This window comes from Pseudomonas sp. UYEF17 (assembly GCF_040546125.1).
Taxonomy (GTDB): Bacteria; Pseudomonadota; Gammaproteobacteria; order Pseudomonadales; family Pseudomonadaceae; genus Aquipseudomonas; species Aquipseudomonas putida_Z.
This window is the reverse complement of the sequence record NZ_JBEPNE010000005.1, coordinates 1-22361: the sequence shown is the minus strand read 5'-3', so window position 1 is coordinate 22361 and position 22361 is coordinate 1. Positions and strand designations below refer to the sequence as shown.

The following is a 22361-nucleotide window of genomic DNA, read 5'->3' as shown; positions in this document are numbered from 1 at the left end:
GTGTCTGCAGATAATGCCCCCCATTCGCCCGATTCAGCGCAACCTCACCGTGAGCACACTATGGAACCTGGAAACGCCCAGCTGAGCATGACCGTCCTGATGACCCCGGACATGGCCAACTTTTCTGGCAACGTACATGGCGGCACCCTGCTCAAGTACCTCGACGAAGTGGCCTATGCGTGCGCCAGCCGCTATGCCGGCAGCTATGTAGTCACCCTGTCGGTCGACCAGGTGATCTTCCGCGAGCCGGTGCACGTGGGTGAACTTGTGACCTTCCTGGCGTCGGTCAATTACACCGGCAACACCTCGATGGAGGTGGGCATCAAGGTGGTGACCGAGAACATCCGCGAGCGCTCGGTGCGCCATTCCAACAGCTGCTTCTTCACCATGGTCGCGGTCGACGACAACCGTCGCCCGGTGCAGGTACCGCCGCGCCAGCCGCAAAGCAGTGAAGAAAAGCGCCGCTTCCTGCAGGGCCAGCAGCGCCGACAGATCCGTCAGGAGCTGGAAAAGCGCTACCAGGACCTGAAAACCGACGCGATTTAAAGCGCCAGCGGCTGTGCCTCGAAGCGCACCCTTGGATGCGCAATGCGGTCCTGGGCCCGCACCAGCTGCAGTTCATAGCTGGAGCAGGCCTGGGTTTCGAGCAGCACTTCGTGTACGGCCGCAGCGGTGAATTCGAACGCCTGCACCCAGCTGTCGCCGAGCAGAACGCGGGCCAGGAACAGGCCTGAGGTCAGGTCACCCACCCCTACCGGCTGCCGCGGGAACGCCAGCAGCGGGCGGCGCAGGTGCCAGCTTTGCTCGGCAGTCACCAGCAGCATCTCGAACTGGTCCTCGGCACGCCCGGGGTAGGCCAGGTGCTTGACCAGCACCACCTGCGGCCCGCGCTGCAACAGGCTGCGCGCCATGTTCACGCAGTCCTCCAGCGACTGCGCTCGGCTGCCACAGAAGCTGTCCAGTTCCAGCTGGTTGGGGCACAGGATGTCAGCCCTGGCAGCCGCCTCGTCGAGCAGGAACTCGCTGACTTCCGCTGGCACGATGCAGCCCTTCTCAGGGTGCCCCATGACCGGGTCGCAAAGGTACAAAGCCTTTGGGTTGACTGCCTTGATCCGCTCGACGCCGGCCAGAATCGCCCGACCTTGTTCGGCGCTGCCCAGGTAACCGGACAGCACCGCGTCGCAATGGCCCAGCTCGCCGATGTTGGAAATGCCTTCCACCAACGCAGGAATTTGCGCGGGGGCAAGCACTTCACCCGCCCACTGGCCATACTGTGTGTGATTGGAGAACTGCACGGTATTGAGCGGCCACACATTGACCCCGATACGCTGCATGGGAAACACCGCGGCGCTGTTGCCGGCGTGGCCGAACACCACGTGGGACTGGATGGCGAGCAGGTGCGGGGTACGTTTCATGCGGGAGGTTTCCAAAGCTGTTTCAGGGATTGTGCGCAACGCAGTATGAACTCGATTGCCACCTGTACGACAGGCCAGGGACGCAGTTAAGCTGGATCGACCTGTTTGGAGCATACGCAAATGTTGACCCTGGAAAACCTCTTCGTCCTGATGCTGGTCGCCACGGCAGGCGCCTGGTTGTGGCACAACCACGGGTTGCGCGAGAAAGCCCTGGAACGGGTCAAACAGCATTGCGCCAAGCTCGACCTCGAACTGCTCGACGACGCGGTCGCTCTCAAGCGTATCGCCTTTGTCCGTGACGCCAACGGCCGCAAGCGCCTGGCGCGCGTCTACGCATTCGAGTTCACCGTCACGGGCGAACAGCGCCACCCCGGTACCGTGACCCAGTTCGGCGCCCACAGCGTGCAGATTGAACTGGCGCCCTACCCCTTCGAGATCAAGACCCCACCGCGCACCGACAATGTCATCGAGATGCAGCAGTGGCGCCAGGAGCACAACCGCTGGCGCAACTGATCAGCTGACACGACATTCGCTCAACCCGGCCTGCAGCGCGGATTGCGATTGCGGCTGGTCGAAAATCAGCTCGATACGCGTATCCCTGCGCCAGTCGCTTGGCTGCCAGGCGGGCATGTCCCCATTCAGGCCATTGAATGATTGCCAGCCCTCCACGCTGTGGATAACCCCCTTCGCGCGCCGCCACGGCCAAGCCCGCAAGAACGCCTGCAGCCGCTGTGGATAAAACTGCTGGCCAGGGTGCCAGCGCCAGCCGATGCTCCAACCTCCCTCTCCCTGCTGTGCAAGACAGATCGGCTGCCCGGGGTCTGCCCATAGCGCTGTCGGTGGATTTACAAGATTGTCGACAATCCTGTTATCCACAACCGAGCTGTCGACAATGCCATTAGTTACAGCCGGAAGGTCCGACAAGGGCAGCCTACCTTGGACGGCCCAGAAGATTTTCTTTTGATGAAATCTATTAGTTATCAACAACTTAGTACTTTCATCCACAGCCTCTGATTTGTTCAAGACAACGCTTTCAGCAGCATTGAACGCCTGCTGTTGAGCCTCCGGAAGCTGCTCGTTCCGGACCATCGACTGCGCGTCCACGACCATCAGAAGGGGCTGTATTGTCAGCACTCCAGCCCAAGGGGCTTTTTGCAACTGAGCAAGCAACTGCAAGGGATGACCCAGCCCGGACGGCTCGATGAACAGCCGGTCAGGGCGGGATTTGCGCAGCAGTCGGCCCAGGCCCACCTGAAACGGCATGCCATTGACGCAGCACAGGCAGCCACCTGCGACCTCGCCGATGGCGATGCCGTCTTCGTCACGGCTGAGCAAGGCCGCATCCAGGCCTACCAGGCCGAATTCGTTGATCAATACCGCCCAGCGCTCATTGGCGGGGCGCTGGGCCAGCAGGTGACGGATCAGGGTGGTCTTGCCGGCCCCCAGCGGGCCGGCAATCACGTGGGTGGGAATGTTCTGCAGCATGGGGCGGCTTCGGGCGATGGGGATGCCTCACTATGCGCTGTCAGGCCAGCCAGTCAAGGCTGAGCAGCAGGCGCCCCAGCTGCCCCGAGGGCGAGCGGTGCACCAGACCCGCGCCTTCGTTGCCCTGCCACTTTTCACCTTTGAGCACAGCCACGTCGCCAGCTTGCAGGTGCTGAACGTTATCCACAGGCAGTATTGCTGTGTGTAAGTTGCCACGAGGGCTCGCGTCCTCTTTCAACCACTCGCTACCTGGGCCTGCGTAGGTAGTGAGCAGACGCAGCGGAACGTTATCCACATGGAAGCGCGGGCACATCGGGCCTGTCAGTACCCGCAGGCGCAAACCTACCCGCTGCGCACCCACCAGGCAGGTATAGGCCGCCACCAGCCAGGCCACATCCGCCACGAATGCCTCATAGCCGTGCAAGTCGGCCGCTTCGCGCAAGAGTTCGGTGAATACCGGCATGTGCTGCTCGTCCACATCGATGACGCGCTGGTCTGCCAAGGGCTGGCCGAGGCTGACTACCAGCGCGGCAAAGTCCTCCAGTTGTGGCGGCAAGCGTCGGCGCCATACCGCCAGGTTCACGCCATCCTGCAGCACATCGGTCAGCACCTGCGGTGTCTCGCCAAATACCTGAAAAATACCCACAGGCTTGCGTGCCGGATTCATGCTGCCGCCTCCTCATGCCATGGACCGAACGGATCGGGCAGGCGCAACCAGCCCATGTGCCCCAATTCCATTTCCTGATCGGTCAAAAGGCATGCATCGAGTGCTGTGGATAATTTTTCGAAGTCAATATTCTGCCCGATGAACACCAGTTCCTGGCGGCAGTCACCGCTCTCGGCAACCCAGTTCTTCAAGATCGCGGCGGTGTTATCCACATCCTGTGGCCACTGCTCGCGGGGCACGAAACGCCACCAGCGGCCCGCCAGGCCATGGCGCATCATGCCGCCTGCCTGCGACCAGCTGCCGGCCTCCTGGTATTTGCTGGCCAGCCAGAAAAAACCTTTCGAACGCAGCAGTCGGCCATTGCTCCAGGGCGTGTGGATAAAGTCGAAAAAGCGCTGTGGATGAAAGGGGCGCCGGGCCTGCCAGGTGGTGGCGGCAATGCCGTACTCTTCGGTTTCCGGCACATGCTCGCCGCGCAACTCTTGCAGCCAGCCCGGTGCCTGGGCGGCCTGGTCGAAGTCGAACAGGCCGGTGTCGAGGATGCGTTCCAGCGGTACCTGGCCCATGACCATGGGCACGATCTGCGCCCGGGCATTGAGGCTGCGCAGAATGGCTATAAGCTCTTCGCGTTCGTGCTGGCTGATCAGGTCGATCTTGCTCAGCAACAGTACATCGGCGAACTCGACCTGCTCGATCAGCAAGTCACTGATCGAGCGCTCGTCTTCCTCACCCAGGGTTTCGCCACGGCTGGCCAGGCTGTCTGCTGCCTGGTAATCACGCAGGAAGTTCAGGCCATCGACCACAGTGACCATGGTGTACAGACGCGCCATGTCGGACAGGCTGCGGCCCTGTTCGTCGCGGAAGGTGAAGGTCTCGGCCACCGGTAGTGGCTCCGAGATCCCCGTGGACTCGATCAGCAAATAATCGAAACGCCCTTCTTCGGCCAGCCGCGCCACTTCCTCGAGCAGGTCTTCACGCAGCGTGCAGCAGATGCAGCCATTGCTCATCTCCACCAGCTTCTCCTCGGCACGGTTGAGGCTTACGTTGCGCTGCACCTCGCTGGCATCAATGTTGATTTCGCTCATGTCATTGACGATGACCGCAACCCGCAGGTTGTCGCGGTTACGCAGCACATGGTTGAGCAAGGTGCTCTTGCCGGCGCCAAGGAAGCCGGACAGCACGGTGACAGGGAGACGGTTGGACATGGCGAAACCTCTTCAGGCGAGCGCATTCGAAACGATGCATTGCGCAATGTTATAAAGTAACAATACAATTTCGCCAAGTCGTTCGTGACGAACGAGTACCCACCGGGAGGACAAATGAACCCGCCACGTGCCAGGGTACCCCTCCCGGCATTGCAGCTTGATCGGTGGTGGCCGCTGATCTCCCTTTTGTTTGGAATAGCAGATGACTCAGCTCAAGCTCCCCGACATTGCCGCACAAACCCATGAATACGCCTTGCCTTTGAACTGGGTGGGTATGTGCGGGATCGCCCAACCTGTGCAGTTCGAGGGGCGCACAGCAGCTGCCACTGTCGATGCCGGCGTTAGCCTGGTAGACGGCAGCGCACGCGGTATCCATATGTCGCGGCTTTATCTCGCCCTGGAGTCGTTGGAGCATCAGCCTCTGACGCCGCTCACCATCCGCCAGCTGCTGGCTGACTTCCTCAGCAGCCACGAAGGCCTTTCTTCAGCCGCCTATCTGCGTTTGCGCTTCGAGCATCTGCTAAAAAGGCCTGCATTGATCAGCCCGCTGGAGGGTTGGAAAAGCTATGCCGTCACAGTCGATGCAAGGATCGAAAATGAAATGTTCCACGTGGAACTATCCGTTTCCATCCCTTACTCCTCGACCTGCCCATGCTCGGCTGCACTTGCACGGCAGCTGATTCAGCAGCAGTTCCAGGCGCATTTCAGCGCCGAGCAGGTCGACAAATCTGCAGTCCTACAGTGGCTTGGCAGCGCCGAAGGCATCGTAGCGACGCCCCATAGCCAACGTAGTAACGCGCAAATCCAGGTAAGGCTGCGCAGCAATCAGCAGGTTCTGCCAATCACCGAGTTGATCGACCGGATAGAAGCAAGCCTGGGGACGGCGGTGCAGACCGCAGTGAAGCGCGCAGACGAACAAGCCTTTGCCTTGGCCAACGGCCAGAACCTGATGTTCTGCGAAGACGCCGCACGACGCCTGCACAAGGCGCTACGGCAAATGGAATGGAGCACGGCCTTCAAGCTGCGCGTGGAACATGCAGAAAGCCTGCATGCCCACGATGCTGTCGCGACCAGCCAGTGGCAATGGGATGTCAGCTGCGCGGCTTGACCGAGCCGCAGTCATTACCCAACCACACGGCACGGGTGTTCATGCTGCCTTGCTGCTGTACACCCGAGGCGTTGAAGGTTCCATTGACCTGGGTGGTGAATTCCCGGTCACTGAGGAAAGTCGCCTGGCCGCTGCCCTGCGCTTTGGGGCAGCTGAACTGGAACTTCCACACATTGCCGGTGCGGTCGGTGATCTTCTGGGTACACCCTGACTTCGGGTCCTGCAGTGGGATATCGTTGGTTGCCACCTGTTCTGGCGTCAGGCACGAGCGCACCCCCTTACCCCCAACAGTCACTCCCTGCTTGGCCAGCACCCCTTCCATCATCGCGCGCTGCTCTGGCGGCAGGTTCTTCAACTGACCGAGCATGAACTCCATGTCGGGTAACGGCTTGCCATCGACCTGCATGTTGCTGGTGGTCAGCTCCCACAAACCTGGCTGTAGCATCTGAGCATGCACCAGCGGGCTGCTCACACCTAGGGCCAACGCCAACAGTGGCAGACGAATCTTCATGGACGAACGCTCCTGGAAAAAGCCGGCCAAGCGGGCCGGGCTGAGCCTTAGACGCCAAATCCACCTGCAGGTTGCAAGGCGGACCGGGAACGTGTTCTGTTACTCAAGTGTACTCGGCAAGCAGGATGCATATGGACTACCACAGCCCCTACTTCTTCGGTTACCTACTCGGCCTGGTTCACCTGCTGGGTATCGTCGCCGCACTGCACGCACTGTTCACCGTGCGCACTGCCCAAGGCGCAATCGCCTGGGCCATGCCGTTGTTCTTTATCCCTTACCTCACTCTGATCCCTTACCTGATCTTCGGTGCGCGCTCGTTCTATGCCTACATCAAGGCCCGGCGCCAGGCCAACCAGGAAATGCATGTGGCCATGGCCAACCTCAACTGGCGGCCTTGGGTAGAAGAAGCCCTTACCGCCCGCGAGTCGGAAAGCTATGCGGCGTTGCGCGCCATGCCCAAGCTCGGGCGCATGCCCTGCCTTGCCAATAACGAGGTGAAGCTGCTGATCGATGGCAACGCAACATTCGATGCAATATTCGCCGCCATCGAAAAAGCCCGCGACGTGGTGTTGGTGCAGTTCTTCATCATCCATGACGACAACCTTGGCAAAGCGCTGCAGCAACTGCTGCTGCGCAAGGCCGCCGAGGGTGTGCGGGTGTTCGTGCTGTATGACCGTGTCGGCAGCCATGCCTTGCCGGCAAGCTACAGCCAGTTGCTGCGCGACGGTGGTGTACAGATTCATGCCTTCGCAACCCGTCGTGGCTGGTTCAACCGCTTCCAGGTGAACTTCCGTAACCACCGCAAGATCGTGGTGGTGGATGGCTTGCTCGGTTTCATCGGCGGGCACAACGTGGGCGATGAGTACCTCGGTGGCCACCCGCAGCTCTCACCCTGGCGCGACACCCATGTGCAGATCAGCGGGCCAGTGCTGGCCTGCCTGCAGGAATCGTTCGCCGAAGACTGGTACTGGGCCACGCGCCAGCTACCGCCGCTGATTCTGCCGGATGCCTACCCGGACAACGGCGTGCTGTGCCAAGCCTTGGCCAGCGGCCCGGCCGACCCACAGGAAACCTGCTCGCTGTTCTTCCTTGAGGCGATCCATTCAGCCACCCGGCGCGTGTGGATCACCAGCCCGTACTTCATCCCCGACGAGGCGGTGTTCGCCGCGTTGCGTTTGGCGGTACTGCGTGGGGTCGATGTGCGAGTGCTGATTCCGTCACGCCCAGACCATCGCATCGTCTATGCCGCCTCCAGCCTTTTCGCCTTCGAAGCGGTACGTGCGGGTGTGCGCATGTTCCGCTACCAACCGGGCTTCCTGCATCAGAAGGTGGTGCTGGTGGATGACGATGTCAGCGCGATCGGCAGTGCCAACCTGGACAACCGCTCCTTCCGCCTGAACTTCGAAATCACCCTGCTCACGGTCGACCGCGGCTTCGCTGACCAGGTCGAGGACATGCTGAACAATGACTTTGAACAGGCACGGGAAATTACTGCGGAGGACAGCCGCGATACTCATCGGCTGCAGCAACTGGGGATGCGGATTGCGCGGCTGATTTCGCCGATTCTCTGATGCGAGTACGCCCCTCTCTGGTTATCGCGGACCTTGTGGGAGCGGGTTTACCCGCGAAGACGTCAGTGGCTGTACCGACGCATTCGCGGGTAAACCCGCTCCCACAGGGTATGGTGGCGCGCTTGCATGCTTTGGAGCAATTCAGCGATACAGGTCTTCACGCGTCCAAGGCAGGTCATGGTGCCCATCGGCGTACGGCTTCACGGCCAGGATCTGATGCAGGTTGATCCAGCCTTTCTGGAAGGCATAGGCACACCCGGCCAGGTACAGGCGCCAGATGCGCAAAGTCTTCTCGGGCACCAGCGCCGCCGCCTTGTGCAGCTGGTTCTCCAGGTTCTCGCTCCAGTGGTGCAAGGTCTTGGCGTAGTGCAAACGCAGGCTTTCCACGTCTACCACCTCCAGTCCCGCTTCACAGATGCTGGCACTGATCATCGACAGGTGCGGCAGCTCGCCATGGGGGAAGACGTAGCGATCGATGAACTCGCCAGCGCCACGCCCGACCGGGCGGCCATCGACATGCTTGGCGGTGATACCGTGATTCATCACCAGCCCCCCTTCCCTCACGGCACCGAACAGCTTCTGGCTATACAGCGCCAGGTTGGCATGCCCGACATGCTCGAACATGCCAACGCTGACAACCTTGTCGAAGCGGCCATCCTGAGGCAGGTCGCGATAGTCGAGAATCTGCAGGTCGACCTTGTCGGCCAACCCCTCTGCCTTCACCCGCTCGCGACCGAGCTTGAGTTGCTCCTTGCTCAAGGTGATACCAAACACCTTGGCGCCATATTCGCGAGCAGCGAAACGCGCCAGCCCGCCCCAGCCGCAGCCGACGTCGAGCAGGTACTCACCTGCGTCCAGGCGCAGCTTGCGGCATAGATGATCGAATTTGTCCTGCTGTGCCTGATCCAGGGTGTTGTCCGGCTCGCGGAAGTAGGCGCACGAGTAGGCCATGTCCTGATCCAGCCATAGCTGGTAGAACGCGTTGGAAACATCGTAATGGTAGGAAATGGCTTCGGCGTCGGTGCTCTTGTCATGGGCCCGGCGCTCCGGTGGGGCGTCGTCCTCATCGGTCAGTAGCGCTTCGCTCAGCTCATCGCATACGCGGATGGCCTCACCAATATCGCCCTCCAGCTCCAGCTTGCCTTCGACGAAAGCTGTGCCCAGCTGGTCCATGCTCGGGTGGCTCAACTGGCTGATCAGCTGTGGCTCCTTGACCAGGATAGTGACCTGCGGGCTAGGCCCCAGATCGAACTGGTTACCGTCCCACAGTTTCAGCCGCAGCGGCAGATGCAGGCTCTGCAGTGCCGGTGGAAGTTGCGCAAGCATGAACGACCCTCCTGTCCGTATTTGGCCACGACGCCTGATATTTCGAACGTCGCCGGATCAGAGTAGTTCATTCGTGGGATGTTTCCTCTAAACGAGACCATGGTCTAGAACCAACTGATCTTATCCACGCAGCAGATTGTATACAATTTTTGCATCTCAGCTTAACCTTGTGCCCCTCTTGCGCTTCTTCATCCTGGAGTTGAACCCATGAAATCCTATGACGTGGTGATCATCGGCGGTGGCCCTGGCGGCTACAACGCAGCCATCCGCGCCGGCCAACTGGGCCTGAGCGTAGCCTGCGTGGAAGGCCGCCAGACCTTGGGCGGCACCTGCCTGAACGTGGGCTGCATGCCCTCCAAGGCATTGCTGCATGCTTCCGAGCTGTACGAAGCCGCCAGTGGTGACGAGTTCGCCCACCTCGGTATCGAAGTCAAACCTACCCTCAACCTCGCCCAGATGATGAAACAGAAGGACGAGAGCGTGACCGGCCTGACCAAGGGCATCGAGTACCTGTTCCGCAAGAACAAGGTCGACTGGATCAAGGGCTGGGGCCGCCTGGACGGCGTCGGCAAGGTCGTGGTCAAGGCTGAGGACGGTAGCGAAACCGCACTGCAGGCCAAGGACATTGTCATTGCCACCGGCTCCGAACCTACGCCCCTGCCAGGCGTGACCATCGACAACCAGCGCATCATCGACTCGACCGGCGCGCTGTCGCTGCCACAGGTGCCCAAGCACCTGGTCGTCATCGGCGCCGGCGTGATCGGCCTTGAGCTGGGTTCGGTATGGCGCCGCCTGGGCAGCCAGGTCACGGTCATCGAATACCTCGACCGCATCTGCCCGGGCACCGACGAAGAAACCGCCAAGACCCTGCAGAAGGCCCTGGCCAAGCAAGGCATGGTGTTCAAGCTGGGCAGCAAGGTGACCCAGGCCAGCGCCAGCGCCGAAGGCGTGAGCCTGACCCTGGAGCCGGCCGCCGGTGGCACCGCAGAAACGCTGCAGGCCGACTACGTACTGGTCGCCATTGGCCGCCGCCCCTATACCAAAGGGCTGAACCTGGAAAGCGTGGGCCTGGAAACCGACAAGCGCGGCATGCTCGGCAACGACCACCACCGCACTTCCGTGCCGGGTATCTGGGTGATTGGCGACGTCACCTCCGGCCCGATGCTGGCGCACAAAGCCGAAGACGAAGCGGTGGCCTGCATCGAACGCATCGCCGGCAAGCCCCACGAGGTCAACTACAACCTTATCCCTGGCGTGATCTACACCCGCCCGGAGCTGGCCACCGTGGGCAAGACCGAAGAGCAGCTCAAGGCCGAAGGGCGTGCCTATAAAGTCGGCAAGTTCCCGTTCACGGCCAACAGCCGGGCCAAGATCAACCACGAGACCGAAGGCTTCGCCAAGGTCATCGCCGATGCCGAGACCGACGAAGTGCTGGGTGTGCACCTGGTAGGCCCAAGTGTCAGCGAGATGATCGGTGAGTTCTGCGTGGCCATGGAGTTCTCGGCCTCGGCGGAAGACATCGCCCTCACCTGCCACCCCCACCCGACCCGCTCCGAGGCCTTGCGCCAGGCAGCGATGAATGTGGACGGGATGGCGATGCAGATTTGATGTGAGATAGCCGGGGGGCTGCTTTGCAGCCCATCGCGACACAAGGCCGCTCCTACAGGAAATTGCGTTCTCCTGTAGGAGCGGCCTTGTGTCGCGATGGGGCGCAAATGTTGCTTATTAATAAACTCTGTCACAAAACCTCTGGAAATTCGCGGCCTAGCGGGGAGGTTGATCCTGTGGAAGCGAAATTAAAGGTTGTCACAAAGCATCGCTTTTCAAAAAATCTCGGGGGTTTTCGTTTAATAAAGGTTGTCACAACAATAACGGTTGTCACAGCAAAGGTTCAGCCGGAGAAAAATCGCAGGGGTACGCCTCGGAAAAAACCCGAAAAAATTATGATGGTATCTTTTGTGCTTGGAACGGAGACAGTGGAGTTAGAGAATTGAACTGTGCCAGGACGGTTGCGCTAGAGAAAAACTCCCCGGGCGCGTCATTGACCAGCCAGTCGGTGGGTTGGGCGATGTCATGATGGTCCCGCCTGTGGCGGAGGCGCGTAAGCAACACGTTCTGTGAACGGGGTGTCCCGCACGGCCCGAAATACCGCAGCAGAAATGGAGCACTTTGTGATGAAAGCGAAGGCCTGATGGCTTCCGCATTTCCTCTCAGATCAGTGCGTCTGCTGTGCCATTTCAGTGTGCCTGGGCAGAGCAATCGAGATGAGTGCAGCGACCAATACGAAGACGCTGGAAACCCACAAGCAAGCCTCCAACCCATAGGCCTGAAACACCCAACCTGACAGCAGTGTGCCGACCAAACGACCGAGGGCGTTGGACATGTAGTAGAAGCCTACATCCAGGGAGACGCCATCTTCCTTGGCATAACTGACGATCAGGTAGCTGTGCAGCGATGAGTTCACGGCGAACAGCACACCGAACAGCATCAACCCACCGAGCAAGACTACCTTTGCCGACCAGCCTGCCGACAGGCCCACGGCAATGAGCGCAGGCAGTCCGGCCAGAGCGATTGCCCAGATGAAGGCTGCTCGGCCATCGGGTACATGACCACGCCTCTTGCCGGTGATATGGGGGGCAAACGACTGGACGATGCCATAGCCGATTACCCAGACGGCCAAGAAACCGCCGACCAGCCAGAAGTCCCAGCCAAACGCAGAGCTCAGGTACACCGGTAGTGCCACGACGAACCAGATATCCCGCGCACCGAACAAAACCAGCCGTGCGGCCGAGAGGATGTTGATGGCCCGGCTCTTGGACAGCATGTCGCGGAACTTCGGTTTGGCCTTGGCCTTGCCCAAGTCCTTTTTCAGCAGCATCAGACTACCGATCCAGATCAGGGCCAGCACCGCCGCCATGGCCAGCACCGCCTGGGTGAAACCGAGCAACGCGAGCAATGCTCCCCCGAGGAAAAAACCCACGCCTTTGAGAGCGTTCTTCGAGCCCGTCAGGATGGCCACCCATTTGTAGAGGATGCCTTGCTGGCTGTCCGGCACCAGGAGCTTGATGGAGCTCTTGGCGCTCATTTTGTTCAGGTCCTTGGCGATGCCGGAGAGCGCCTGGGCCGCCATCACCCACGGCACCGTCAGCGAGGCTGCTGGTACCGTGAGCATCAGCAGGGCGAAGACCTGCATGCCAAGGCCGATGTTCATGGTGCGGTTGAGCCCCAGGCGGGCGCCGAGGTAGCCGCCCACGAGGTTAGTGATCACGCCGAACACTTCGTAGAACAGGAACAGCGCCGCGATCTGCAGCGGCGTGTAGCCCAGCGAATGGAAGTGCAGTACCACCAGCATGCGCAAAGCGCCGTCGGTAAGGGTGAAGGCCCAGTAATTGCCGGTAACCAGCAGGTACTGACGCACTTCCGCAGACAGGGCTGACAACGCCTTCATGATCGCCATTTACTCCGCTGCGCCGACCAGGCGTGCTAGTTCAACCGCACGGTTGGCGTAGCCCCACTCGTTGTCGTACCAGGCGTAGATCTTCACTTGGGTACCGTTGACTACGAGGGTGGACAGCGCATCGATGATCGAGGACCGCGGATCGGTGCGGTAGTCGATGGACACCAAGGGGCGTTCTTCGTAGCCCAGGATGTCCTTCAGCGGTCCTTCGGTTGCGGCTTTCAGCAGCGCGTTGACCTCTTCAGCCGTTGTCTCACGTTCCACTTCGAACACGCAGTCGGTCAGCGAGGCGTTGGCCAGTGGTACACGTACGGCGTGACCATTCAGCTTGCCGCGTAGCTCGGGGAAGATCTCGGCGATTGCGGTGGCAGATCCCGTGGTGGTCGGGATCAGGCTCATGCCCGAGGCTCGGGCGCGACGCAGGTCCTTGTGCGGTGTATCCAGAATGCTCTGGGTATTGGTGAGGTCGTGAATGGTGGTGATCGAGCCGTGGCGTATGCCCAGGTTCTCGTGAATCACCTTGACCACCGGGGCCAGGCAGTTAGTGGTGCAGGAAGCGGCGGTGACGATACGATGCTGCGCCGGGTCGAATAGGTGCTGGTTGACGCCCATCACCACGTTCAGTGCGCCTTTCTCCTTCACTGGAGCGCAGACGACCACACGTTTGACGCCTTGATCCAGGTAGGCCTGGAGTACGGCTACCGACTTCATCTTGCCGCTGGCCTCGATGACCAAGTCACAGCCCGACCAGTCGGTGTCCGCGATGGTCTTGTTGGCGGTGACCTTGATGCGCTTGCCCTCGATCACTACCGCGTCGCCCTCTGCGCGGGCTTCACGGTGCCAGCGTCCGTGGATCGAATCGAAGTTGATCAGATGGGCATGGGTCTCGGCGTCACCGGCCGGGTCATTGATCTGCACAAACTCGAATTCCGGCCAGTCCCAGGAGGCGCGAAGCGCCAAGCGACCAATACGGCCAAACCCATTGATACCTACTTTGATAGCCATGTTCTTTTTCTCGAATCGCGATTAGCGAAAGGTCAGAGGGTGTCGCTGAACTGGTTGATATACCCAACGTGCGCAGGGTTCTGGATCGCACGTGGACGCAGGGCCTGGACCTGGGAAACAGCTTCCTGCACAGGGATGCCGCACTCGATCATCAGGCGGGCGGCAAACAGGCCGGTGCGGCCAGAGCCGCCCTTGCAGTGAATGGCGATCGTCTTACCGGTCATCACCAGCTCTTTCAGGCGTTCCCGGTGAGCCTTCCAGGCGGCCGCAAACGGCTCACCGGGCGCTTCGTCATCCTCGACCGGCAGGTGGAACCATTCGAGGCCCAGCAGTTGGCACTCCTCGGGAAGCAGATCGATCTCGTTCTGCAGCAGTTCTTCACTCGGCATCAGGGTTACCAGCGCGCTTGCGCCGGCATCGTGCAACGTTGCCAGAGCCTGAGATACCGATGTCTCCTTGGTACCTGGGCACGGAGTGAAGATCAGCTGGCCGACCAGTTCGGAATTAGCCAACACTGAATACGGGTGCAATTGCATGCTCACAAAGCCTCAAATGGATCGTTGATTGACACGCTTGGATAGTTCTTCAGCCGACTCTTTACGTTCGGAGTAGCGATCGACCAGGTAGTCGGAGCGATCACGAAGCAGCAGGGTGAACTTCACCAGCTCCTCCATTACGTCGACAACACGGTCGTAGTACGAAGAGGGTTTCATGCGACCCGCCTCGTCGAATTCCAGATAGGCCTTCGGCACGGACGACTGGTTAGGGATGGTGAACATGCGCATCCAGCGGCCGAGGACGCGCAGCTGGTTGACCACGTTGAAAGACTGCGAGCCGCCGCAGACCTGCATCACCGCGAGGGTTTTGCCTTGAGTGGGGCGCACGGCGCCCATGCTCAGTGGAATCCAGTCGATCTGCGACTTGAACACGCCAGTCATCGCGCCGTGGCGCTCTGGCGAGCACCAGACCATGCCTTCCGACCACAGCACCAGGTCGCGCAGCTCCTTGACTATGGGGTGGTCATCGGGCACGTCATCCGCCAGTGGCAGCCCGGTCGGATTGAAGATCCGCGTCTCGGCACCGAAGTGCTCCAGCAGGCGTGCCGCTTCTTCCGTCAGCAGGCGGCTGAACGAGCGTTCGCGGGTCGATCCGTACAGCAGCAGGATGCGAGGGTTATGGGTGGACTTTTGCTCGACTGCCAGTTTGTCTGCTGTCGGCAGGTCGACCAGATCGTTGTCGATATTCGGGATATGGTGTTCGGTCATGATTTACTCCTGAGTCAAGGCGCCAGATGGCTGATCGAACCAGCGGCGCTTGAGCCACAAGGCCACGCCCACCAGGGAGATCAGTACCGGCACTTCCACCAAGGGCCCGATGACGGTGGCAAACGCGACCGGCGAGGCAAGGCCGAAGGTGGCGATGGCCACGGCAATGGCCAGTTCGAAATTGTTGCTCGCTGCAGTGAACGCCAGCGCCGTGGTACGTGGGTAGTCAGCTTCCAACAGCTTGCCCATCCAGAAGCTGATGAAGAACATCACCACGAAGTAGATGGTCAGCGGGATAGCGATGCGCAGCACATCCAGCGGCAGTTGCAGCACCATGTCGCCTTTCAGGCTGAACATGGCGACGATGGTCAGCAGCAACGCCACAAGGGTCAGCGGGCTGATCTTCGGGATGAATCGCTCCTGGTACCAGGTCTCGCCCTTGCTGCTGATCAGGATCTTGCGGGTCAGGAAACCAGCCAGGAACGGGATGCCCAGGTAGATCAGCACCGATTGGGCGATATCGAGGAAGCTGGTCTCAATGACGCTACCTTCAAGGCCAAACAGCGGCGGCAACAGCCCCAGGAAGATCCAGGCGTACACGCTAAAGAACAGGATCTGGAAAATGCTGTTGAAGGCGACCAGACCCGCCACGTACTGGTTGTTGCCACCGGCGATCTGGTTCCACACCAGCACCATGGCGATGCAGCGTGCCAAGCCGATGAGGATCAGGCCGGTCATGTACTCAGGCTTGTCGGAAAGGAAGACAACGGCCAGCCCGAACATCAGGACCGGGCCGATCACCCAGTTCTGGATCAGCGACAGGGCAAGGATGCGCTTGTCCTTGAATACCTGTGGCAACTCCTCGTATTTCACCTTCGCCAGAGGTGGGTACATCATTACGATGAGGCCAATGGCGATGGGGATGTTTGTCGAGCCTACCGACAGGCTATTCAGCCACGCAGGCAATCCCTGGAACAGGCTGCCCAGACCAATGCCCAGGCCCATGGCCAGAAAGATCCACACCGTCAGGTAGCGGTCTAGAAAGGAAAGTCGGCTTTTGCTCATGGTGGATCTCCCTAAACGTCAGAGCGTTCCGATACGGGCCAGCTCGGCCTTAAGCTGGGCGGCATCCAATTGTTCGAAAGGCAGCGCGAGGAATGCATTGAGGCGTCGTTTGATCTGCTCAAGCGTGACGTCGAACGCTGCGTCCAGTTCGGCGGTGTTGCCCTGCTGGTCAGAAGGGTCAGAAAGCCCCCAGTGGGCTTTCACTGCTGGTCCGAAGAACACGGGGCAGGCTTCGCCAGCGGCCTTGTCGCAGACGGTGATGACAAAGTCCGGTGCCAGCTCGGCATGCGCGTCACTTGACTTGCTGCTGAGGCCCTCGGTGGAGATACCAGCACGCTGCAGCGCGGTGATGGACAGCGGGTGCACATCACCCTTTGGCTGGCTGCCGGCGCTGTAGGCCTTCATGCCGGCCGGGGCCAGATGATTGAAAACAGCCTCGGAGAGGATGCTGCGGCAGCTATTGGCGGTGCAGAGGAACAGAACTTTCATCGGTTTTTCTCGGCAATGATCAGCAGCAGGAGGCGACGCGTTGAGGGCGGTCACCCATTGTGTCCAGTCGTTTAGTGCTAGCACTCAGCCATTCGCGGTTGGCCTCCAGCGTCGTCGCCAGGACCTCACGTACCCAGCCGGGAAGCGATGGATGCAGGCGGTAATAAACCCACTGGCCCTGACGCCGGTCTTCCAGCAGGTCACACGTGCGCAGTTGCGCCAGGTGGCGGGAAACCTTGGGCTGGCTTTCTTCCAGCGCGCAGGTCAGTTCACAGACGCAGAGTTCTTCCTCGCGAGAGATCAGCAGCATCATCCGAATGCGGTTCTCGTCGGCGAGGCATTTGAAAACCTTGGTAGGTGTCAGCGAGTCAGTCATAGCAATTCTCAGTGTTTAGTTTTCACGAGGACGAACATTTTGATGCGCTCATGAATCTCATGAAGCGTGCGTCGGAAGGCATCGTGTTGGTCACTGGTAACAGGGTCTTCGAAGTTCCACGCCAGAACCTCGCCGAGGGCAGGCAAAGTAAGGCACTCATGGGCTGCCTTGTCGCAGAGCGTAATCAAGTAGTCGAACCGTTCCCCTGCAAACTCGTCGATGGACTTGCTGCGTAGAGCCTTGGTATCGATATCGAGATATTCGAGGGCGTCATAGGTGCGCGGATCGACTTGGCCAGGCTGGGTACCTGCGCTAAAAACTTCGAAATGCACAGGGTCTGTGTGCCGGAGCAAAGCTTCGGCGAGCTGGGAGCGAGCGGCGTTTGCGGTGCAAACAAACAGAACGCGGGTCTTGCCAGTCATCACTTGGTACCCTGAGTGTATATGGTTTTTCGAATATACGCTTTTTCGAATGTGTCGCAACCCCTCGATGATGGGTGGCTTTACATGTGCGCGTTCATGCACATATATTGGCTGCATGACGACCAACCAAAATCTCCGTGCTCAAGCCATCGAAGCCGCCATCGAGTCGCTAGACGAGACCTTCTTCAAAGCGCTTTGCGAGCCTTCCAGAGTCGCGGTTTTCAAGCGCGTACTTTTGCTCGGCCGGGCGGATGTCGGCGAAATCGCCAAAGAGCTGCCACAGGAGCGCTCGGTGATCTCCAGGCACCTGCAGGTATTGCATGACGCCAAGATCGTGAAGGCCACCAAGGTGGGTCGGCAGGTGTTCTATGAAGTAAATGGTGGGTCGATCGTCGAGCGACTGGAGGGCCTGCTCCAGCGAACCAAAGGTCTAGTATCGATCTGCTGTCCGTAGTCCGGCCTTTTTTTGCCTTTAGATATGCATGAGTGCGCATATATGAATGAGTTGGATCGCGTTCTGGATGTGGTCGTTATCGGTGGTGGGCAAGCAGGTTTGGCGACTGGCTGGCATTTACAGCAGCACGGCTTGGATTACCTCATCTTGGATGAGCAGACATCCCCGGGCGGTAACTGGCGTAACTACTACGAAAGCTTGCAGTTGTTCTCACCATCGGAGTACTCAGCGCTGCCGGGGCGAGCGTTTCTTGGCGATCCCAAGGACTACCCGGTGCGAAATGAAGTGGTGCAGTACCTGGAGGCATACGCCGCCGAGTTTCAGCTCCCTTTTCAGGGCGGTACCCGAGTGGTGGCGGTCGTACAGAAGGGCAAGGCATTTGAGGTTCGCACCGCCAACGGAGCGAATTTCACTACGCGTGCTGTGGTAGTGGCATCAGGTGGCTTCAGCCGTCCTTTCATGCCTGACATTCCTGGGCTAGAGAGCTTTTCAGGACACTGTCTGCAGATAAAAAAGCAGCTCCGAAAAGCTGCTTTTCTGCCCTACTCCCCCTTTTTATGCTTGTGGGGTTTCAGGTCTGGGTGATCCTTCTGCTTCTCAGGCGTGACCCGCTGCCTCTTGTCCGGAGTGCCATCTTCGTTGGTGCGTTTAGGGCCTGGCTTGATGCTCATGCAAATTTCCTTTTCCGCTTGGGTTGTTGAGTACTGCTATGTAGTTAGTCGAGCTTCTGGCTGCTGTCAAAGCAGCTCGATGTGGAATCGCTATCGACCTCACGTGTTCAGCCCGTTGCAGCATTAGAGGCCTGAGTAGGTGCTTCCGGTCAAAGTCTTGCAAGGGGCAGTAAAATCAAGAGCTGAGCGATACGAGGATGTCTGGACGTTCATCATCCCGAGTACGGTGTGGAACAGGTTGTCGTGGCTCAGTGGCGAGCTCGTCTGTGCTTTCAAGCAGCCCACATTGAGGCGTTCGCTTTTCGCGAGAGAATCAGACATCCAGAGCACCAATGGCACCTTGGTTTGCTCATCTGGGGCCATCGCATAGGGCAGCCCATGCAGGTAAAGACCACCCTCTCCCAGTGACTCTCCGTGATCTGAGACGTACATGAGCGCAGTGTCGAATTTGGTATTCGCAGCCAGGATGTCGATCAGCCCGGCCGTCACGTAGTCGGTGTAGAGGATCGAATTGTCGTAGGCATTGATCACCTCCTGCTGCTTACATTTGTCGAGCTCATTGGTCTCGCAGACCGGCCCGAATTTCTTGAACTGCGGGGGGTAGCGCTTGTAGTAGGCCGGGCCGTGACTACCTTTGTAGTGGAGCACCAGGACTGCATCGCCTTCCTGACGCTTGATGAAGTCCTCCATCTCCGAAAGCAGCACCCCGTCCTTGCACTCGTCGCTGGTACACAGTTGAGCATCTGCGTGTTGGGTAGCCTTGTGGTTTGGCACCCGATCACAGACCCCTTTGCAGCCCGAATTGTTATCAGTCCACATGACACTGATGCCTGCCCGCTGAAGCACATCGAGCAGCCCTTCTCGGCTCTTGGCCAAGCCGTCCTTGTACTCATCCCTCCCGACGTCCAAGAACATGCATGGCAGGGAAACCGCAGTGGCAGTGCCGCACGAGCTCACATTCGAGAAGCTGATGACATTGCGCTTTTCCAGCTCTGGATTCGTATCGCGGGAGTAGCCATTAAGGGAGAAGTTGGCGGAACGTGCGGTTTCCCCCACTGCCAGTACCAGCAGCTTGGGTTTGCGAGCCGCTCCCTGCCTGGTCACCACGGCGTCGGTACCAATGGAGGTCAGCGCTTTCGGTGTGGCCAGCTTGCGTTTCAGGTAACCATGACCGGCAGCAAACAAATTGGTGGGAACCAGAATGAGCCGGATCTCCCGATTGTTGCGTAGGAGGGAGGCATAAGACTGGTACTGGCTCAGCACGATACCAGCAAGGGTTACCAGTGCGAGCGACAGGACGATGAGTCTGCTACCCAACGCTTTGGTCCAGGGCTTGCGTCGCAGGGGCACCAGACAGATCAGGTAGACGGGCAATACCCCTACCATTGCCACCCAGAGGCCAAGTTTCCAGTTCAGTAGCTCGGACACCTCACCGACGTCGGTCTCCACGACGTTGGTGAACATCGTGTAATCAATGACGATGCCGTAAGCACTCATGAAGTAGCTGGCGAACGACGCGCTGATCAGCACCAGGCACAGCAGAGGTTTTGCGAGTCTTGACCATGACAGCAAGCTAAGTACGGTGAACACCCAAACGAACACTACGACTGGCAGGCTGGCGGCGAGCAACCAGTTAACTTCATCAGTGTTGAATGCCAGGCGCCAGAGCACACGCCAAAGCTCAGCGTTCACGAACAACAACAACCAAAAAGTTACTAGCGCGATGAGTAAATTGGTGCTGATGCCTTCCTGTCTAACTTTGCGAATAGCATGGATCCATTTACTTAACAGGATGTGAACAATGGATTTAGAAGGTGTCATTATCAAACTCTAGGGAGCTGCTCATCCATGGCGCTGGTTATGAATAGTCGGGAGCTAAACGGCAAGCCATCGACAGACACTGAGCGAATCAGGCCGTACAGAGCGCCAGAGACCTTGATCCCCTTAGCCTGAGGACGCTTAGGATGTGTGAGGCATAGGATTAAATGAGAAATTAGCTCTCGCTAGGCGCATTATTTCCGCCACACGATAACGTCATGATGACTTCGCGATTACAATGCTGACAGAATCGCGATAATGACTTTTTCGATTGTAAATGCTCAGGCTATGATAAAAAATCGGACAGGTCCGACTCTTTGAGTAGTCAATGCCATCTGGCGAATTAAATTAAATTTCATAAACAAACCAGCTTCGTTTTGTCGTACGCTAATTTTGAACTTTTACTTTAACTTAAAAGTCATTCTAACGAGCAGAACACTTCTTTCACCTTTTGCTCGTGCTGATGTCACCTATCGATGAGGGACGAATACCATGAGTTTTCTCAAAAATTTATTGGGCGGCCACCACGGCCGTGGCAACCACGGCGGTGGCAAGCATCACGGTAGTGGGCACGGGAGTGATCGACATGACCGGCATGGTCGCTTCGAGCAGCAGCAATCCTGCGACAGTAATGACCGGGTGATTGAGGATGGTCGCGTAATAGCTCAAGCCCCAATCAAAGATCTGCAGACTTGCAGGCACTGCCGGACCGCAAACGCCCCGTCCGCACGCTTTTGTCTAAACTGCGGAACACCACTATCGAGTGGTTGCACGGCCTGCGGCTCATCCCTGACAGCAGGAGCAAAATTCTGCAGCCAGTGCGGCCAAGCCACCCATTAGCGCATGGCCACACTGGAAATCCAACGCGACCACTACCCTGTGCAAGGAGAAATACGTGGGATCGAATCATGATCATGGCAGTGCCGCGCTTCGTGAGGGGCATCAGAAGAAACTAGTCATGGCATTGGTCCTGACCGGTAGCTTCATGATCGCTGAAGTGATCGGCGCATGGATTACCGGCAGCCTGGCGTTGCTGTCGGATGCGTCTCACATGTTCACCGACACCGCCGCTTTGGCAATTTCGTTGATTGCGCTTCAGATCGCAAAGCGGCCGGCGGATCAGAAAAGAACCTTTGGCTATGCGCGGTTGGAGATCCTAGCCTCCACGTTCAACGCCGTGCTGCTCTTCCTGGTGGCGATGTACATCTTGTACGAGGCCTACCAGCGCTTCTTCATGCCGGCGGAGATCGCCACCGGGGCGATGATGTGGATCGCAATTGTCGGCCTGATCATCAACCTGATTTCAATGCGACTGCTGGCATCTGCCAGCAACGAGAGCCTCAACGTCAAAGGCGCCTACCTCGAAGTCTGGAGCGACATGCTCGGATCGTTGGGCGTGATCATCGCAGCCCTCATTATCCGCTTTACCGGCTGGACCTGGGTCGACACGGTTGTCGCCGTAGCGATCGGCCTTTGGGTATTGCCGCGGACTTGGCAATTGCTTCGAGAGAGCCTGGGGATTCTTATGGAAGGTGTACCCCGGGGGCTCAACGTGGCGGCAATCGAGGCCACGATCCTCAAGGTCGACGGCGTCACGGATGTCCATGACTTGCACGTTTGGGCCGTCAGCAGCGGAAGCAACGTGATGACGTCGCACGTGGTCGTCCGAGACGCAGCAGATGGAGATGCTGTGCTAGCGGCCGTCGTGGATGCAGTCAGCGACGCGTTCGAAATCCATCACTGCACCATTCAGATCGAGCGCGCAGCTTTCCACGAGAACGTTCCGTCGCCGTCGCATTGATCGGCCGGTAGACACCTGATCAACACACCGCCGCCAACGTCGGGGGGGTGTTGTCGAGGAAAGGTAAGGATGGATAGGCGACAGCAGAAGCAGGGGGGCTCGCAGAATTCGGAAAAAATCGTACGCTAAGGTTTTCCGGGCATCCGTAGGGGCCGAAACTTCCCGTCTTCCAGTCTGCGGCTCTGCCGCCAGACGTAATCGCCGGTGAGGTTGATGTGCTCCCAGCCCAGCGGCGACAGGAATTGCAGCA

General features: G+C 59.1%; 25 protein-coding genes. 9 read left to right on the top strand and 16 right to left on the bottom strand.

The window, feature by feature from the left end:
• Positions 1-60: 60 nt before the first annotated feature.
• Positions 61-546: an acyl-CoA thioesterase gene (locus ABIB24_RS09860; RefSeq protein WP_003260046.1), complete on the top strand. Its 486-nt coding sequence runs from the start codon at positions 61-63 to the stop codon at positions 544-546.
• On the opposite strand, the gene pdxY is transcribed toward ABIB24_RS09860, so the two are convergent.
• On the bottom strand, positions 543-1415 hold the full coding sequence (pdxY, locus tag ABIB24_RS09855) for a pyridoxal kinase PdxY (protein WP_025341151.1): 873 nt from the start codon (positions 1413-1415) through the stop codon (positions 543-545). The two genes, ABIB24_RS09860 and pdxY, sit on opposite strands and share 4 nt — an antisense overlap.
• Positions 1416-1535: 120 nt before the next feature.
• Here pdxY and ABIB24_RS09850 point away from each other — a divergent pair, with 120 nt between their 5' ends.
• On the top strand, positions 1536-1928 hold the full coding sequence (locus ABIB24_RS09850; protein ID WP_015272369.1) for a DUF3301 domain-containing protein: 393 nt from the start codon (positions 1536-1538) through the stop codon (positions 1926-1928).
• Here the strand turns inward: ABIB24_RS09850 and ABIB24_RS09845 are convergent, their stop codons facing one another.
• The 3 genes from ABIB24_RS09845 to zigA are packed head-to-tail and all read right to left on the bottom strand — an operon-like array spanning position 1929 to position 4772.
• Positions 1929-2900 carry a CobW family GTP-binding protein gene (locus tag ABIB24_RS09845; RefSeq protein ID WP_274079280.1) on the bottom strand — a complete coding sequence of 324 codons (972 nt, stop codon included), beginning with the start codon at positions 2898-2900 and terminating at the stop codon, positions 1929-1931.
• Positions 2901-2940: 40 nt separating this feature from the next.
• Entirely contained in the window at positions 2941-3567 is a 627-nt protein-coding gene (locus ABIB24_RS09840; RefSeq protein ID WP_274079279.1) for a DUF1826 domain-containing protein, read from the bottom strand.
• On the bottom strand, positions 3564-4772 hold the full coding sequence (zigA, locus tag ABIB24_RS09835; RefSeq protein WP_354316388.1) for a zinc metallochaperone GTPase ZigA: 1209 nt from the start codon (positions 4770-4772) through the stop codon (positions 3564-3566). The genes ABIB24_RS09840 and zigA overlap by 4 nt, the downstream gene beginning before the upstream one ends.
• Positions 4773-4974: 202 nt before the next feature.
• On the opposite strand from zigA, the gene folE2 reads away from it, so the two are divergent.
• Positions 4975-5880 (top strand): GTP cyclohydrolase FolE2, encoded by a 906-nt coding sequence (folE2, locus tag ABIB24_RS09830; RefSeq protein ID WP_025341155.1) that lies wholly within the window; start codon positions 4975-4977, stop codon positions 5878-5880.
• Here folE2 and ABIB24_RS09825 read toward each other — a convergent pair.
• The gene (locus ABIB24_RS09825; protein ID WP_015272374.1) at positions 5864-6391 is read right to left on the bottom strand and encodes a DUF3617 domain-containing protein; all 528 of its coding nucleotides are present in this window, start codon (positions 6389-6391) and stop codon (positions 5864-5866) included. The two genes, folE2 and ABIB24_RS09825, sit on opposite strands and share 17 nt — an antisense overlap.
• 131 nt (positions 6392-6522) lie before the next feature.
• On the opposite strand from ABIB24_RS09825, the gene cls reads away from it, so the two are divergent.
• Positions 6523-7962 carry a cardiolipin synthase gene (gene cls, locus ABIB24_RS09820; protein WP_274079278.1) on the top strand — a complete coding sequence of 480 codons (1440 nt, stop codon included), beginning with the start codon at positions 6523-6525 and terminating at the stop codon, positions 7960-7962.
• Positions 7963-8103: 141 nt separating this feature from the next.
• On the opposite strand, the gene cfaB is transcribed toward cls, so the two are convergent.
• On the bottom strand, positions 8104-9288 hold the full coding sequence (gene cfaB, locus ABIB24_RS09815; RefSeq protein WP_025341157.1) for a C17 cyclopropane fatty acid synthase CfaB: 1185 nt from the start codon (positions 9286-9288) through the stop codon (positions 8104-8106).
• A 207-nt stretch (positions 9289-9495) separates the two neighbouring features.
• Here cfaB and lpdA point away from each other — a divergent pair, with 207 nt between their 5' ends.
• A complete protein-coding gene (gene lpdA / locus ABIB24_RS09810; protein ID WP_286918187.1) occupies positions 9496-10896 on the top strand; it encodes a dihydrolipoyl dehydrogenase in 1401 nt (466 codons plus the stop codon).
• Positions 10897-11503: 607 nt separating this feature from the next.
• Here lpdA and arsJ read toward each other — a convergent pair.
• Genes arsJ through ABIB24_RS09770 form a run of 8 tightly spaced genes read right to left on the bottom strand, consistent with a single transcriptional unit; the run spans position 11504 to position 17367 of the window.
• On the bottom strand, positions 11504-12736 hold the full coding sequence (gene arsJ / locus ABIB24_RS09805; protein WP_044047293.1) for an organoarsenical effux MFS transporter ArsJ: 1233 nt from the start codon (positions 12734-12736) through the stop codon (positions 11504-11506).
• Positions 12737-12745: 9 nt separating this feature from the next.
• Positions 12746-13750, bottom strand: a complete 1005-nt coding sequence (locus ABIB24_RS09800; protein ID WP_013974856.1) for an ArsJ-associated glyceraldehyde-3-phosphate dehydrogenase — start codon at positions 13748-13750, stop codon at positions 12746-12748.
• Positions 13751-13782: 32 nt separating this feature from the next.
• Positions 13783-14286, bottom strand: coding sequence for a cyclin-dependent kinase inhibitor 3 family protein (locus tag ABIB24_RS09795; protein ID WP_013974857.1), 504 nt, complete (start codon positions 14284-14286; stop codon positions 13783-13785).
• A gap of 12 nt (positions 14287-14298) precedes the next feature.
• Positions 14299-15015, bottom strand: a complete 717-nt coding sequence (gene arsH, locus ABIB24_RS09790) for an arsenical resistance protein ArsH (protein ID WP_013974858.1) — start codon at positions 15013-15015, stop codon at positions 14299-14301.
• 3 nt (positions 15016-15018) lie between these two features.
• Complete coding sequence (arsB, locus tag ABIB24_RS09785) at positions 15019-16080, bottom strand: ACR3 family arsenite efflux transporter (protein ID WP_054912979.1); 1062 nt, start codon at positions 16078-16080, stop codon at positions 15019-15021.
• Positions 16081-16098: 18 nt separating this feature from the next.
• Positions 16099-16569: an arsenate reductase ArsC gene (locus ABIB24_RS09780; RefSeq protein WP_044047179.1), complete on the bottom strand. Its 471-nt coding sequence runs from the start codon at positions 16567-16569 to the stop codon at positions 16099-16101.
• A 19-nt stretch (positions 16570-16588) separates the two neighbouring features.
• Complete coding sequence (locus ABIB24_RS09775; RefSeq protein WP_044047180.1) at positions 16589-16945, bottom strand: metalloregulator ArsR/SmtB family transcription factor; 357 nt, start codon at positions 16943-16945, stop codon at positions 16589-16591.
• A gap of 8 nt (positions 16946-16953) precedes the next feature.
• The gene (locus tag ABIB24_RS09770; protein ID WP_044047181.1) at positions 16954-17367 is read right to left on the bottom strand and encodes an arsenate reductase ArsC; all 414 of its coding nucleotides are present in this window, start codon (positions 17365-17367) and stop codon (positions 16954-16956) included.
• Between the two features lie 115 nt (positions 17368-17482).
• On the opposite strand from ABIB24_RS09770, the gene ABIB24_RS09765 reads away from it, so the two are divergent.
• The gene (locus tag ABIB24_RS09765; RefSeq protein WP_013974863.1) at positions 17483-17821 is read left to right on the top strand and encodes an ArsR/SmtB family transcription factor; all 339 of its coding nucleotides are present in this window, start codon (positions 17483-17485) and stop codon (positions 17819-17821) included.
• Between the two features lie 42 nt (positions 17822-17863).
• Entirely contained in the window at positions 17864-18406 is a 543-nt protein-coding gene (locus tag ABIB24_RS09760) for a flavin-containing monooxygenase (protein ID WP_013974864.1), read from the top strand.
• Between the two features lie 209 nt (positions 18407-18615).
• Here ABIB24_RS09760 and ABIB24_RS09755 read toward each other — a convergent pair whose 3' ends face one another.
• A complete protein-coding gene (locus ABIB24_RS09755) occupies positions 18616-20313 on the bottom strand; it encodes a phosphoethanolamine transferase (RefSeq protein ID WP_044047182.1) in 1698 nt (565 codons plus the stop codon).
• A 507-nt stretch (positions 20314-20820) separates the two neighbouring features.
• Positions 20821-20979, bottom strand: a complete 159-nt coding sequence (locus ABIB24_RS09750) for a hypothetical protein (RefSeq protein WP_224459398.1) — start codon at positions 20977-20979, stop codon at positions 20821-20823.
• On the opposite strand from ABIB24_RS09750, the gene ABIB24_RS09745 reads away from it, so the two are divergent.
• Positions 20950-21150, top strand: a complete 201-nt coding sequence (locus tag ABIB24_RS09745) for a zinc ribbon domain-containing protein (RefSeq protein ID WP_224459391.1) — start codon at positions 20950-20952, stop codon at positions 21148-21150. The genes ABIB24_RS09750 and ABIB24_RS09745 overlap by 30 nt on opposite strands.
• 55 nt (positions 21151-21205) lie before the next feature.
• A complete protein-coding gene (locus tag ABIB24_RS09740; RefSeq protein WP_047595902.1) occupies positions 21206-22111 on the top strand; it encodes a cation diffusion facilitator family transporter in 906 nt (301 codons plus the stop codon).
• The last annotated feature ends 250 nt before the right edge of the window (positions 22112-22361 follow it).